The following is a 14,561-nucleotide window of genomic DNA, read 5'->3' as shown; positions in this document are numbered from 1 at the left end:
AACTTCTAAAGATAGGTACTATACTTTCAGTCACTTTGCAAGTCTTCCTCTTTCTCGTTTTGTTCTTTTATTTCTTGTGCGGAACGATTGCGGATAGAGCGCATCGCTTGGAGAATACGCTCATTATTTTGTGTCAGCAGATCCTGTAAGTTTTGTGTTGTCTTATTCATCAAAAGCTCATAATTATGAATAAACCCTTGGGTTATCTGAGAAATATCTAGCTCATTTAGCTTATTGATCGCTGATAAATTTCCTACTACATCATAAGCCTTACGCAAAGCATCTTTCGGCTGTAATCCTTTTACTTTTTCTAACAACTGCTTAGTTTTTCTACGCTCGATTAAATCTTGAAAAGTAATCGTCTTTATTTCCTCATAATCGATATCTTCGAATAAAGATGTATATTTACTGATATGATAGATCAATACACGATACAATTCTGACATGGATAAACCACTTTCAAAATAATCATCCATTCTGGCAACTAATTTATGCAAACGCTCTTCTTTCAAATTCACAAAAAAATCATTCACAAAATGATAGACAACTTTAGGAACTGCCGTTTTCTTTTCGGCCAACAGAAATGCATTATGACGAAATTCCTGCATAGCATAAAGATTATGATTATGATATAGTTCTTCCATCGTCCCACAAGGAAATGTAGAACGTATATAATATGGTTCTTTCATATGTTCAAAGAAAGATGATATACAATCATTTTCATTTTCAAATATTAATAATTTTCTTTGAAACTCACTATCTTCAATACGCTCCTGATACAGGTTAAAAATATCTTTCGTGATACCCGGTGCATTAAAGCTGACAACGCCTAATAACAACTCTTGTAAATCTTGACGCATCGTCAATGCACAATATAAGGCAAGATTCCCTCCTTTGGAGTGACCGCACAGATAAAATGGCTTTGTGATTTGTGTCGTATGCAAACAATGAAGTGTAAAGATTTGTTGATACGTTGGTTCCTTTAAAAACATGCGAAAATTGTCCATCCAATCCTGCCAACCGGTTTCATGACGAATATCGTCAAAAGCCTCACTGCCACGAAAAGCAAAGATTAGTTCTTCATCCGTTTCAAAGATATAATAGACAACACCACTGTTCGCATTATCATCAAAATATTCCCGTACCCGCATCGTTTCATAATGTTCTAGGGAAATACTTTTTAATAATGCTAGATTTAAACGAAAATCAGCTAAATGTCCATAATCTTCTACAAGTGATGTATCCGCTAAAATCCTACGTATCATATCCGCAACACGAATACCTGTACCATAGCTATTAAAATAGGATAATAATGATAAATCAAAAAACACTTCTTCCTGCAGCATGAGCAATCACCCCTTTCAGGTTTTCTTTATTATAAAGGTTTTCCTTTTAAATGCAAGTGCGTACCTATCTTGTTTATGATATACTACTGATAATTTTTCTTGACGTTTTGCCAAGGTCAGCTAAAATAAAAGGGAAAGAGAGAGGATAGTACATGATAAAGGGAATATTATTTGATTTTAACGGAACAATGTTTTTTGATGGCCCCATGCATAAAAAGGCATGGAACACCTTTTCCTTAAAGTATCGCAATAAACCGATTACGGACGATGAATTGGATCACATGCACGGACAGACAAATAAACGTATTATTGAAATGTTAATGGGAGATCATTTGAGTGAAGAAGAGAGCAAAAACCTCTCGCTTTCCAAGGAAGCCCTGTATCGTGAGGTATGCCGTAATGATCCAGCTACCTTCCATTTGGTAGACGGTTTAGAGGAAGTACTAGACACCTTAAAACAAAGGCACATACCAATGACGATCTGCAGTGCCTCAATTAAAGATAATATCGATTTCTTTATCTCCAGTTTCCACTTAGATCGCTGGTTTGATGTAGATAAGATTGTGTATGATGATGGTTTACATACAAATAAAATTACAATGTTTCAAGATGGTGCATCCCGCATTGATGTGCCCATTGAAGAATGTCTCGTTTTTGAAGATTCCTTAAGCGGTATTGACTTTGCATATCGTTGTCATGTCGCAAAGATCATCGCAATTACCACTTTAGATAAAGTAGCGGAATACAAACAGTTGCCGGGAGTAAATACGGTCATTCAGGATTTCATGAAATTTGATTATAGCCTGTTAAAATAAGTACATGCCATGAATTTCCAGCTTTATCAAAAGATTCTGTCAGAATTTAAAAATTGTTACAAATTTTATTGATTTCTATAAACAAATACGTTATATTATACATGTTGGTGCTATCGCCTGACTTGCTTTTTCTTCCCCCACCCATATGGCAAGTCAGTGTATCTTCCCCCAGATTGATAGCATCAACACTTTTTTATTATATGCAACAGCCTGTCTTTACTTTCTTAAGACAGGCCTTTTTTTATAGTTAATATACATATAATTGGTAATTTAATTATTTATCACACACTTTTAGTTGTCCTGTATCTACGTTTCCCTTGCTTACAAACGACCATAAGAAAAAAGACATACCCGCATAGATATGTCCTATTTCATGATTAGTAGTTTGTTGCTTCTTCAGCGAAATGTGCTCCAGAGTATCCGCAAACTGGGCAAGCCTTAGGAGCTGCTGTACCTTCATGACGGTATCCACAGATGTCGCAGATCCAAACGGTTGGTTCTTCTTTTTCAAATACTTTACCGTTTTTCACGTTTTCCAACAGTTTTAAGTATCTTTCTTCATGATGTTTTTCAATTTTTGCTACCTGCTCCATCTGGAAAGCAATTTTAGCAAAGCCTTCAGCTTTTGCTGTTTCGGCAAAGTTCTTATACATATCTGTCCACTCATAGTTTTCACCAGCAGCTGCATCTTCCAGATTTACTGCCGTTGTAGGTACTTTATCACCGTGCAGAGCCTTAAACCACAATTTTGCATGTTCCTGTTCATTACGTGCAGTTTCTTCAAAGATATCTGCAATCTGTTCCATACCTTCTTCACGAGCCATCTGCGCATAGTAAGTATACTTGTTACGTGCCTGACTTTCTCCTGCGAATGCTGCCATCAAATTCTGTTCTGTTTTAGATCCTTTTAATTCCATGTTTTTTTCCTCCTATTTAACTTTTATCTTTAAGCGAAAGTATCGCTTAAATACCACTACTGTTTTTCTTTCTTTAAACAGTCTTTACAAATACCTTCTGCCATCATGTTATGCGTGCGTATCAAAAGACCTGTCTGTGCTTCCATTTGATGATTCCATTCATCCATATATGGAATATCTAAATCAAGAATACGATCACATCTTACACAATGCAGATGATAATGGGGATGACTTGTCTTATCATACTGATATCCTTCTACAGGATGGGCAATCTTTTTAATTTCATTCATTTCCACCAGAATATTCAGATTACGATAGACGGTTGCCAGACTTATTTTATTACCATCCTCATTCATGTTCTTGAAAACTTCTTCGGCTGTTACATGTCCATCAATCGTTTTAAGATAATTTAATATCATATCGCGCTGTTTTGATGATTTACGTTTCATTGGAACAGCCTCCTTTCTTAAGAACCGTTCTCATTATAGCTCTTAGGTTTATCATTGTCAACACTTTTTAAGAATAAAATTAAGAAATATTCTTATTTTTAGAAAAGATCAGTTTCCTAAAAATAATATAGCTTTCCCTTACAACCTCAGACGAATTTCTACGTTATTTTCAACTTAAATTAATATGTAAGTCTTTAGATTTATAATTTATTATTAAGTCAATCTATTCATACCGTATCTTCATTGTTTTATTTGTCTAAGCAGATAATGTTTTTCTGTATATTGATGTTCAGCATATCTTTTCACTTTAACAATAACTATACATATCTAAAAAGCAATAAAAAAATACTATAGCAATTGCTATACATATAATTATCTATGCTTTGTCATTTATCATTTCCCAAAAAACATATTTTTAACCATTTTTTTCTCATTCATAAAATAAAATCTTCTTTTACTATCTACTACACAAATTCTATCTAACTTTAACAAGGAAAATCAGCATAATTGATTATTTTAATTATGAAAAATATCCACTTTTCTTCTTTATCTTAGCCATAAGGTAAAGAGAAAGCACTATTAAAAGTTTCATCGTTATGAGTGAATGGACGATGTTTATCAAATTTTTGTTTGCCAGTTTAGCAAAAAAAGATTGTTCATCAACATCACAGACGAATCGTATGAACCTTCATCAGCATAAACTTGTACATACTTCCACAGCCTAAGCTCTTTCCAACTCCTTGATAGTTCGCTAATCAATAAAAAACAATGTCTGAAAAGGCAGTTCCTTTCATCAACATTGATAAATTCTATTTTTTAATTAAAAGTACGATACATTGTGCTAAGACGCCTTCTTCTCTACCAATAAACCCCATTTTTTCACCTCTGGTAGCTTTGATGCTTACTTGATCAATATCACAATGTAAAGCAGCAGCCACATTCTCACGCATTTTCACAATGTGGGGAGCCATCTTTGGTCGCTCAATCATGATAAGAGCATCCAAATTATTGATTTTATAACCCTGCTTATCCATGATCTTGTATACTTCCTGCAACATCCATAAAGAATTCATATCCTTATATTCCTTTGCTGTATCAGGAAAATGCTTCCCTAAATCTCCTAAAGCCAAAGCACCCAAAATGCTTTCGGCAATAGCATGCAAAAGGGCATCTGCATCAGAATGACCTAGCAATCCTCTTTCATGGTCAATTTCCACACCACCCAATATTAACTTTCTACCCTGTATCAGTTGATGAATATCACTGGATTGTCCTATACGAAACATATGCTCACCTATCCTTTACTCATCTTAGCATACCCTAATTCCTTCCGTTTTTCAATTCACGTTGTAAGAAATCACATCTTATGTACGCATATGTAGATACGATAGATCTCAAGTATATAAAATCACTTTTCATTATATTGCATAACACATCTTACTTAATCACAAACTTGTAACAGTAAAGATAAAAAACCATGGATTTTCTTTGGAAAATGAATACACTTTCGCGCCTTCTTATGCTAATATAATATTGTATTAAGAAGAAAGAAACGAGGGAAAAAGTAAATGAAAAAATTAACAGCACTCTTATTAAGTGTTGGCGTTCTGTTCTCTATGAGCGCTTGCAGCGGTTCTAAGGTTGATGATAAAGCTTTAGATGCACTGGAAACTGCTATTCAGAATGTAACGGAAATGAAGTCAGCGGATTATGATATCCAAATGGAAGTCAGCGCCAGTGGTCAAATGGTGAAAGCTGGAATTGATGGCACCTACAATTTTGAATCAAGCAAACCACAGTTTTCTTTAGGTCTTGATTTATCTGCATCCGGACAGAAGATTGATGACTATGTAACGATGTATATGGATTCAAATTATGTCTATACGAATATGATGGGACTTCAGAAAGAAAAAGAAGCCATTAAAGACACTATGAACCAGATACCTAGTATATCCTTAGATAAGGATACGTTAAAAATTCCTAAGGATAAAATGAAAGAATATCTAGAAGAAGCAAGTATCAAAGGTGATACACTGACATTAGTATTCGATAAGGAAAAATTGAATAAAGAATTGAAAGACAATTTAAATTCTTTAGCTTCTGTTAACGCAAATGTAGCCGGCAATAGCGTGGCGAATGTAAAAGATGCTACCATTAAAGAAGTTAAACTAGTCGTTAAATTAGAAAACGGACAGTTCCGTAAAGCTGATATGAACTTTAACATGACTCAGAAAGCCAATGATAAAGAAGAAGAGGCAAATATTAAACTGTCTATGGAATTTAAAAACGTTGGTAAGAACCAACAGGTTAAATTCCCAGCGGATTTAAAGACTTATCCAGAAAAGAAAAAATAACATCTAACAGGGTCATTGCTTAAGTAATGATCCTCTTTTAAAAAGGAGGTTAGTGAAATGAAAAAAGGATGGAAAGTAGTTCTCGTAATACTGATGCTGACATTTGGTTTTAGCATGAGTGGCTGTAGCAGTAAAGTAAGTGATGAAGCATTCCAAGTGTATCAAGATACGGTAAAGAAGATGGAAGAGCTGAAAAGCGCAGATATAAAAATGAAAATGCTATTTGATGCAGATGATATGAATATGCATATGAAAGTGACGGCAGATATGCTGTACAATGCAGAGAAACAATTGCAACTTGCCGCAAATTTCGGAGCGGCTATGAGTGGTGTGAAAATGGATGATTTCTTGCAGCTATATGTAAACAAGAATATGTTTTATATGAATATGATGAATCAGGAAAAAATTGCATATAATCTAAAGCCCGTAATTGCTGCCTTAGAAAAAGAGATGCCTAATAGTTTAAATGTTGGTACAAAGGATCAATTTAAAGAATTATCAATGAAAGAACAAGATGGTAAATATCACTTACATGCCGTATTTAATGATAAAACAATGCAAAATGCTTTAAAAAGTGCAAAAAAGACAAACAAGCAATTACAAAATGGAAATTTTGATGCCAAATTAGATAAGTATGAAGCAGATCTTGTCGTAGCTAAGGATAAGATGTTGGAATCTATTGTTATCCATATGGATATGAATATTATTGCCGATAAACAGTCTATGCCTATGAAAGCTGAAGTAACGATGCATATTGCAAAACCAAATCAAGTGACGGATATCAAAATGCCTTCTTTTAAAGATTATCCCAAAGCTGATTTTAATGCTGAAAATTTCTTAACAGACTTTGGAAATACAACTGGTAATACAATTTAACATTGCATTTCTGTTCAATTTCTGATATGATTTAGCCACCGTTAAGGGAGTAGTTGGCTCATGATGAGTAGTTAAGTCAACATGATGATTCAGGTATTGAATCTGGCTTAAGTATTAAACAACGAGACTTATACGTAAGATTTTCTTGCGCCTAAGTCTTTTTTTCTTTGGAGGTATGAAATATGAGTTTAATTTCTGTATTTTTCATAGGTATCGGTTTGAGTATGGATGCCTTCGCTGTAAGCATCGCCAAAGGTATGACGATGAAAAAGCATGAAGTCCTTCGTTATGCCTTAATCCTCGCTGTATTCTTCGGGATGTTTCAGGCCTTGATGCCCTTGCTTGGATGGCTTGCTGGCAGTTACTTTCAGGAAATCATCGCCTCTTTTGATCATTGGATTGCCTTTGGTTTACTGGCAATCATCGGCATCAATATGATTAGAGAAGCTCTCCATCCTGACCTCGATCAACAAGACGCATCTTTATCTCTACAGACGATTCTGATTCTTGCGATTGCCACCAGCATTGATGCGCTGGCTGTGGGCATTAGCTTTGCCTTGTTGGAAGTAGATATCGTCTTAGCAATCGTCATAATTGGCATCACGACCTTTGTATTAAGTTTTCTAGCGGTGTTTATCGGACATTTTATGGGCGGCCTGCTTGAAAAATATGCCGGTATCTTAGGTGGTATTATCTTACTATTGATCGGTATTAAGATCGTAATTGAACACACCCTATAATTCGTTTCATTAATAGTTGGCATGTCCATCCATATCCATGATAAAATAAGATAGAAAGTGAAGTGATCATAATGCAGGAACCTTTAGCCTTTCGCATGCGACCGCAAAAAATAGAAGAAATCATCGGGCAAAAACATTTAATCGGAGAAGGAAACGTCCTTCGTAAATGCTTAGCTGCGAAACGTATCTTCTCTATGATATTTTATGGTCCTCCGGGAACAGGGAAAACAACTTTGGCCATGGTATTAGCAAATGAACTAGAACTACCTTATCGTTTGTTTAATGCTGTAACCGGCAACAAAAAAGAATTGGAACAAATTTTTGCGGAAGCCCGCTTATATCCGGGGCTTATTTTAATTGTAGACGAAGTACATCGTTTAAATAAAGATAAACAGGACTTATTATTGCCACATGTAGAAAATGGCAATATTACCTTGATTGGCGCAACCACCAGTAATCCATTGCATGCCATCAATCCTGCTATACGTTCTCGTTGTCATTTATTTGAAGTTAAAGCACTGTCGCAGACAGATATTGAAGAAGCATTATGCAAAGCTCTGCAATCACCGAAAGGTTTAAATAATGAAATTACAATTGAAGAGGATGCTTTGCATATCATTTCTCGCCACAGTAACGGAGACATCCGCTATGCTTTAAATATATTGGAAATCTGTGCTATCGCTAGTGACGGTTGTATTAGTAAGGCTTTAGTAGAGCAATTCTCGCAAATACCAAACATGAGCATGGATAGCGATGGAGATGGCTATTATGATATTTTAAGTGGATTTCAAAAATCCATACGTGGCAGCGATGTGGATGCCGCATTATATTACCTTGGTATCATGATTGAGGCAAATGATATGGATAGTATTGAAAGAAGATTACTTGTTACGGCATATGAAGATATCGGTTTAGGCAATCCTGCGGCAGTTGCCCGCTGTGTGCAGGCAATTGATGCGGCTAAGCGTGTTGGCTTTCCTGAAGGAAGGATTCCATTAGCAATGGCCATCATTGATCTTTGTTTATCGCCTAAATCCAAAAGTGCGGAAAGTGCCATTGATGCTGCCATGTCAGTATTGCGCCATACTTCTTATAAAGTACCGGATTATCTTCGCTTTACCCCTGTAAATATGAAGGAAGAGGATCAATATGATTATAATCGCAGTGATATCTGGAATCAGATTCAATATCTTCCGGATGCTTTAAAGGATACCCAATTCTATCATCCACAGATGAATTCTTCTTATGAAAAAGTTCTTGCGCAGAATTTAGAAAAATTACGAAAGGTAAAACGTACAAGTAATTTAGCAGCCTTAAAGAAAAAACGATAAGATGAAAAAGGATTTAAATCTTAAAAAGTACTTTATAAGATGATGGTTAGTCTTAATTAAGTCTAGAGATATCTTGCGTATAACATAAAGGAATGAGGTAATGCCCTTATACATATAAAGACGCCCTATGAAGAAAAAGATAGGATATATCTTTTAATTTTCGGATTCATTCTTATGGCAATGGGGAAATTTTCGTTTTTTAAGCAAATTGCATAAGCATAGGCTTGTGGTTGTTTATATTTTCCCCATATCTTTCTTTATAAAACGTCTTTATTTCTGCCATGTTTTTTACCGGATACCAAAGCAAAAATCTGTTAACTTCTTCATCTTTTAGGATAAGGAAAAGAGCTTCGATATCTGCTTCCGTAAATTTTCGCAAAATCAAACGTTCTGTTTTTAAGATAGGTGTATTCATTTACTTTTAACTCCTCAAATTAAACTTTTCTTTAACTGCATCCCATTTTACATCATAAAATACTATTTGTGTTATGTTAAAATCCTGCTGTGATATTTTCAAACAGTATCTTGGTTGTTAATACTCATAATTTATGTTTGCACATTGTTTCGCTTCTCTTGTTTATCTAATTCAAGCCGTAATTTTTTGGATTAATACCAAAAAAAGATGAACCTTTGGATCCATCCTAGAAATATTTGATGTAGTGTTTCAGATCTCGTTTATTCTCATAACCATTTTCCATCATGATTTCATATAGCACCTTACGATCAATATCAGCTGCCATGCGGATACCATGATAACCATTACGTTTTACAACCTTTTCAAACTCTTTAATAATTTCACTTGTCATTTCCTTATTTTCTCTAGTTTCATTCGTGAATACCATTTGAATGATACTGACAAGATTATCAGAATACAGTGTTCCATAAGGTGTTCCATGAACATAGCCGACTACTTTTCCCTCAAGCTCTGCGACTAGAATCAAGTCAATGCCGGCATCCAATATGTTTTGAATACGTTCTGCCACTTTCTCCTCATCGTATGCATAACCTAGTTTAAGGTTTAATTCATGGATGTCATGGTAATCGTTTGTGGTAATTCTTCGGATTACATAATTTTCCATACAATTCCTTCCTTTCCTTCTTTGTGCAAATCACTTATAGTCTATCATAGAACATAGAACTTTGTAACAAAATCTTTCACTTTTTGTGTATCTTTTAAATGCTACGTTTTATTAAATCGCAAGCTCATTGTATAGTTTCTATAGTATGTCCAGATTTTCAATACGTATACTCTTTTATCGTATGCAGATGGTAGGTAACGGTGAAGTGCTTTCCATGTTCTTATCAAGAAGATGTATACAACTGAAAGTCTTTTATATTTAATTTATCCCGTTTTATTCACTGCATATCTCCATCCGTTTTTAAAACCATTATAGCATGCGTATTTCAGCAATGACATTTTTTTCTGCTATTGAAAACTGCTTACTTCGCGATATTTTATACCTATATAAAAAAGAGGTGTTACGACAATTGTATCACTGAACATTGTCCTACAGCCTCTTTACGATGATTACGCTTGCCAATCGCTATGAAAACTTCCCTGCGCATCTGTTCTTTCATAGGTGTGTGCACCAAAGCAGTCACGCTGTGCCTGGATTAGATTTGTCGGCAAAGCGGCACAGGTAATCCCTTGCATGTATTGTAAGGCACTTGTAAAGATGGGAAGATGCAGGGATTGTAAAACACCCATACTTACCAGATTTTGTAAATCGTGTCGCGTTTCTGCCAGCTTTTTCTGATAAACACTTGATAAGATCAGATTATCATAAGCACATGCTTCTTTAAATGCCTGCATGATATCCTTTAGAAAAGCCGATTTGATGATACAGCCATTTTGCCAAATATTTGCTAAGGCAATGCAATCAATATGATATTCTTTCTGTCTTGATACACTCGTGATTAAGGAAAAGCCTTGGGCATAGATGCTCATTTTCGCTGCTAACATGGCTTTTTCTAACATCTGTAAGAAAGCTTCTTCTGTTATTTCCATCTTACAGGATGCATGCGGATATAAGGCAGATGCCTGGGTACGTTCCACATGGTTCATAGATAGAAAACGTGTCTGAACTGCTTCGGTAAGACTTGGTATTGCCACACTATAATCAAAGGAAATCTGACTTGTCCATTTCCCCGTCCCTTTCTGTCTGGCAACATCACTGACATAATTTACTAACCAGCCTTCCTTTTTATCGTCCTTACGACGTAAAATATCACAAGTGATATCCATCAGATAAGAATTTAATGGGCCTTGTGCGAGACGATGAAATGCCATTTGGATCTTTTTCATATCCTGCTGATAATAGTTCTTTAACAATGCATAACTTTCCGCAATTAATTGCATATCCGCATATTCAATACCATTATGAACCATCTTAACAAAATGCCCGGCACCTTTTTCCCCGATATAAGTACAGCAAGCAGATCCATCATCATTTTGTGCAGCCATTGCGGTTACGATGCTAGCCACTTCTGCATATGCCTTACGATCTCCACCGGGCATAATGCTTGGCCCCTCTAATGCCCCTTTTTCGCCACCGGATACACCACAGCCAATATAACGGATACCGACTTCTTTTAATTCCTGCTGCCGACGTTCTGTATCAAGGAAGAAAGAATTCCCACAATCCATAAGAATATCGCCTTGACTCAAAAGCGGAACTAAGGAAGAAATTACGCTATCCACAACTTTTCCCGCTGTCACCATCAATAAGATCTTACGTGGTTTTTCTAAACTATCCACAAAATCTGCGATATTTTCATAGCCATGTAACAATGGATATTTTTGACAACAAGCTTTTGTCACATCTGTTTCAATATTAAAGACACTGATGGAAAACCCTTTATTGGCAATATTACGAGCCAACGATTGTCCCATCACACCTAATCCATACAATCCAATCTGTTTATGCATAAGCCACCTCATCAGCGATACGCTGTTGTAATTCGGCTTTGGCTTTTGCGGCGATCGTAGGTTCTAACAAGATTTCTACAATTGCCCTTGCCATCGCGATTGCACTGATTTTTAAACAACGTCTTCCTGCTTCTCCATTTGCTAATTCGCGAAATTCTTCGGTATGTCCACTGATCTTACGTTCAGGCAATAACGTCATAAACAAATTGCAGGCAGGAATCACGCGCGATACATTACCTAAATCTTCTCCACCTTTATCAGCTGGCATTCCTTCCATCAATGGCTCTTTTAAATAGGTAAGTTCCGCTTTTAAAAGATCTCCTAAAATGGCATTGGGGGTTCTGCCTAAATAGCCGGGAATTTCTTTATAGTGAACCTTACATCCTGTAGCCATGGCCATTCCTTCTGCCATTTGATAAATCTTTTCTCTGGTTTTTGCGATATCTGCCACATGCATGGTGGAGATTTCTACTTCTACCTTAGTATAATCGCTGATTCGGCCGATATCCTGATTGGTTTTTGGTAAGATACAACAGATATGAATATCATCCTTTAATTGCTGACGCAACAGACCTATTCCTTGATAGAATAAGACAGCTGCATCCAAAGCATTGATTCCATTTTCGGGATGGCTTTCCGCATGAGCGCTTTTTCCATGATACTCAATTATAAAATCTGTAAAACTTGCACATTCACCGCCGATTCTAGTAATAGCACTTGTCGGATGCATGAAATATAACACATCTACACCATCAAATACATGATTATCCAGCATGATGATCTTGCCACCGCCTTCTTCTTCTGCCGGTGTACCAAAGACTTCAATGCTGCCACATAGATTACTTTCATCCAACACCTTTTTGACTGCCAGCGCAGCTCCCATTGCACTTGTCGCAATCAACTGGTGACCACAAGCATGTCCGATATCGGCTAATGCATCATATTCGGCGATTACTCCAATACGCAAGCCTTCTCCTTTTTTATATACGGCATGGAAGGCGGTATCTAAACCGCCTGCTTTTTCCTGTACCGTAAAGCCTTGTTCTCTTAATTCACGACATAATACCTTGCACGCCTTATGTTCCTGAAAAGCAATTTCCGGATTCATGTAAAGATAACTAGCGATATTAGAAAGATGTTCTAAGTTCTCCTCTACACTTTCATCACAGAGCTGCTTTATGTCTTTACGTTCCATGAATGTCCCCCCTACACGATATCAAAGAAGGCTAATACAATAGATGCAATGATGATACCAAGCAAGATTCCACCATATTTCGTACCTTTTTTCTTCATGTAGAAATAAATTCCGGCAATTAACGCAAATGGCAATAATCCTGGCATGATTCCATCTAAAATATTTTGTAACAGAATCGGATCACTGTTTTCCAATTTGAAACCAGCTGTTGTAGTTAAGGATACATAACTTGCTGATAATGCTCCCATCATCATTAACCCTAAGATACTGCAAGCATCAATAATACGATTCATCAAACCGCTTTGAATCAGTTTACCGATAGCGTTACGTCCTAAAGAATACCCTAATTTACACATATACAAGCCAATAAAATAACCGGCTAATGGGAATAACAATACGAAGAATGCTCCGATGAGATTGTTACTTAAAGCCATCGTCGTAGCCAAAGCCAGACAAATTGGTTTTAATGTTCCCCATATCAGCGTATCACCGATACCGGCAATTGGTCCCATCAGACCCGTTTTTAAGGCGATGATCATCTCTCCGGAAATATCATCCGGATTCATACTTTTTTCTTCTTCTAAAGATAAGGTAATACCATGAATAACAGAGCCAATCGTACCTTCGGTATTAAAGAACTGTAAATGACGTTGCAGTGCTTCCTGATAATCATCATCATTTGGATATAGCTTTCGCAATGCATTCTGCTGAGATGCGCAGAAGCTTAACGACTGCAAACGATCGTAACAGTGTGAAACTTCACACAGCCAATACCATTTATTATATGCCTGAAAAATATCCTTATTGGTAATCTTTCTTTCATTTGTGTTCTCTGCCATAACTATACCTCACTTTCCTTATTCTTTAAGAATAGATATAACAGTGCAATACATGTACCGAAGATGGCAACTCCCATCGTTGCTACTTCAAAATAAATGACAATGAAATAACCGATAACGAAGAAAGGAAGGAATTCTTTCTTTCCGATAGTATAAACAGCTAAGGCAAAACCGATTGCAGGTAATACCCCGCCGGCAACTTCAATTCCATGCATTGCCCATGCAGGTATCGCATTGATCATACTTTCTACCAATGTCGGTGCTAAGATGTTTGCTAAGAAGATTGGTACAGCTGTTAATACAAAGGTTAAAATCATCGGATAAACAGATGCATTTCTTGTAACCGCGTTAAAATCTTTCTTCTCCACGCTTTTTTCAGCACGAATGGTGAATGTAGAGTTAATGGAATATTTAATATTCCATAACACGGAACCAAGAATACCGAAAGGTACCGCTAAGACAGTTGCCGCATGAGCGTCTAATCCTGTACGAAGAGCAATGGGAATTGCTACTAATGCCGCACTAGATGCGCAAGCCGGAACCGTTCCGCCTGGATAAATAATACCAAGGTACATCAGTTCCAGAGAACCACCGATTAATAATCCCTGTTCGATCTGTCCGGTAATGATACCCAATAAAGCGCCTACCAATACCGGCTGTCCTAAGGTATCACTCAATGTATAACCAAAATCAGTTGTTGAAACAAATTGCCAAATACCGCAAAATGCCGCGACTAATAATAAACCTGTGTCCATAAATTTTTTCCTCCT

15 protein-coding genes are annotated in these 14,561 nt (G+C 36.4%); 5 read left to right on the top strand and 10 right to left on the bottom strand.

Annotation, left to right across the window (positions count from 1 at the left end; genetic code table 11):
- Window positions 1–26: 26 nt before the first annotated feature.
- Window positions 27–1,346, bottom strand: a complete 1,320-nt coding sequence (locus tag KJS44_RS00955; RefSeq protein WP_008691130.1) for an Mbeg1-like protein — start codon at window positions 1,344–1,346, stop codon at window positions 27–29.
- Between the two features lie 152 nt (window positions 1,347–1,498).
- Here KJS44_RS00955 and KJS44_RS00950 point away from each other — a divergent pair, with 152 nt between their 5' ends.
- Window positions 1,499–2,161 (top strand): HAD family hydrolase, encoded by a 663-nt coding sequence (locus tag KJS44_RS00950; protein ID WP_008691129.1) that lies wholly within the window; start codon window positions 1,499–1,501, stop codon window positions 2,159–2,161.
- A gap of 377 nt (window positions 2,162–2,538) precedes the next feature.
- Here the strand turns inward: KJS44_RS00950 and rbr are convergent, their stop codons facing one another.
- The 3 genes from rbr to ispF all read right to left on the bottom strand — a co-directional run bounded on the left by rbr (window position 2,539) and on the right by ispF (window position 4,813).
- Window positions 2,539–3,078, bottom strand: coding sequence for a rubrerythrin (gene rbr / locus KJS44_RS00945; protein WP_008691128.1), 540 nt, complete (start codon window positions 3,076–3,078; stop codon window positions 2,539–2,541).
- 56 nt (window positions 3,079–3,134) lie between these two features.
- Complete coding sequence (locus tag KJS44_RS00940) at window positions 3,135–3,527, bottom strand: Fur family transcriptional regulator (RefSeq protein WP_008691127.1); 393 nt, start codon at window positions 3,525–3,527, stop codon at window positions 3,135–3,137.
- A gap of 809 nt (window positions 3,528–4,336) precedes the next feature.
- Complete coding sequence (gene ispF, locus KJS44_RS00935; RefSeq protein ID WP_008691126.1) at window positions 4,337–4,813, bottom strand: 2-C-methyl-D-erythritol 2,4-cyclodiphosphate synthase; 477 nt, start codon at window positions 4,811–4,813, stop codon at window positions 4,337–4,339.
- 282 nt (window positions 4,814–5,095) lie between these two features.
- Here ispF and KJS44_RS00930 point away from each other — a divergent pair, with 282 nt between their 5' ends.
- The 4 genes from KJS44_RS00930 to KJS44_RS00915 all read left to right on the top strand — a co-directional run bounded on the left by KJS44_RS00930 (window position 5,096) and on the right by KJS44_RS00915 (window position 8,828).
- Complete coding sequence (locus KJS44_RS00930; protein WP_008691125.1) at window positions 5,096–5,881, top strand: hypothetical protein; 786 nt, start codon at window positions 5,096–5,098, stop codon at window positions 5,879–5,881.
- Between the two features lie 57 nt (window positions 5,882–5,938).
- Window positions 5,939–6,757, top strand: a complete 819-nt coding sequence (locus KJS44_RS00925) for a DUF6612 family protein (RefSeq protein ID WP_008691124.1) — start codon at window positions 5,939–5,941, stop codon at window positions 6,755–6,757.
- Window positions 6,758–6,939: 182 nt separating this feature from the next.
- Window positions 6,940–7,497, top strand: coding sequence for a manganese efflux pump MntP (locus KJS44_RS00920; RefSeq protein WP_008691123.1), 558 nt, complete (start codon window positions 6,940–6,942; stop codon window positions 7,495–7,497).
- Between the two features lie 71 nt (window positions 7,498–7,568).
- Window positions 7,569–8,828, top strand: a complete 1,260-nt coding sequence (locus tag KJS44_RS00915) for a replication-associated recombination protein A (RefSeq protein WP_008691122.1) — start codon at window positions 7,569–7,571, stop codon at window positions 8,826–8,828.
- Between the two features lie 199 nt (window positions 8,829–9,027).
- Here KJS44_RS00915 and KJS44_RS00910 read toward each other — a convergent pair whose 3' ends face one another.
- The 6 genes from KJS44_RS00910 to KJS44_RS00885 all read right to left on the bottom strand — a co-directional run bounded on the left by KJS44_RS00910 (window position 9,028) and on the right by KJS44_RS00885 (window position 14,546).
- Window positions 9,028–9,243: a GNAT family N-acetyltransferase gene (locus KJS44_RS00910; RefSeq protein ID WP_008691121.1), complete on the bottom strand. Its 216-nt coding sequence runs from the start codon at window positions 9,241–9,243 to the stop codon at window positions 9,028–9,030.
- 226 nt (window positions 9,244–9,469) lie between these two features.
- Entirely contained in the window at window positions 9,470–9,907 is a 438-nt protein-coding gene (locus KJS44_RS00905; protein WP_008691119.1) for a GNAT family N-acetyltransferase, read from the bottom strand.
- A gap of 449 nt (window positions 9,908–10,356) precedes the next feature.
- The gene (gene gndA / locus KJS44_RS00900) at window positions 10,357–11,757 is read right to left on the bottom strand and encodes an NADP-dependent phosphogluconate dehydrogenase (protein WP_008691117.1); all 1,401 of its coding nucleotides are present in this window, start codon (window positions 11,755–11,757) and stop codon (window positions 10,357–10,359) included.
- Entirely contained in the window at window positions 11,750–12,952 is a 1,203-nt protein-coding gene (locus tag KJS44_RS00895; RefSeq protein ID WP_008691114.1) for an amidohydrolase, read from the bottom strand. Before KJS44_RS00895 ends, gndA begins: the two co-directional genes overlap by 8 nt.
- An 11-nt stretch (window positions 12,953–12,963) precedes the next feature.
- Window positions 12,964–13,791: a PTS system mannose/fructose/sorbose family transporter subunit IID gene (locus tag KJS44_RS00890; protein WP_008691112.1), complete on the bottom strand. Its 828-nt coding sequence runs from the start codon at window positions 13,789–13,791 to the stop codon at window positions 12,964–12,966.
- 2 nt (window positions 13,792–13,793) lie between these two features.
- On the bottom strand, window positions 13,794–14,546 hold the full coding sequence (locus KJS44_RS00885) for a PTS mannose/fructose/sorbose/N-acetylgalactosamine transporter subunit IIC (RefSeq protein WP_008691105.1): 753 nt from the start codon (window positions 14,544–14,546) through the stop codon (window positions 13,794–13,796).
- Window positions 14,547–14,561 lie beyond the last annotated feature (15 nt).

Origin of the sequence: Longicatena caecimuris (assembly GCF_018406465.1) — a bacterium.
In the GTDB taxonomy this organism is placed as follows: Bacteria; Bacillota_I; Bacilli_A; order Erysipelotrichales; family Erysipelotrichaceae; genus Longicatena; species Longicatena caecimuris.
The sequence above is the reverse complement of the archived record's forward strand: the minus strand, read 5'-3'. Positions and strand labels throughout refer to the sequence as shown.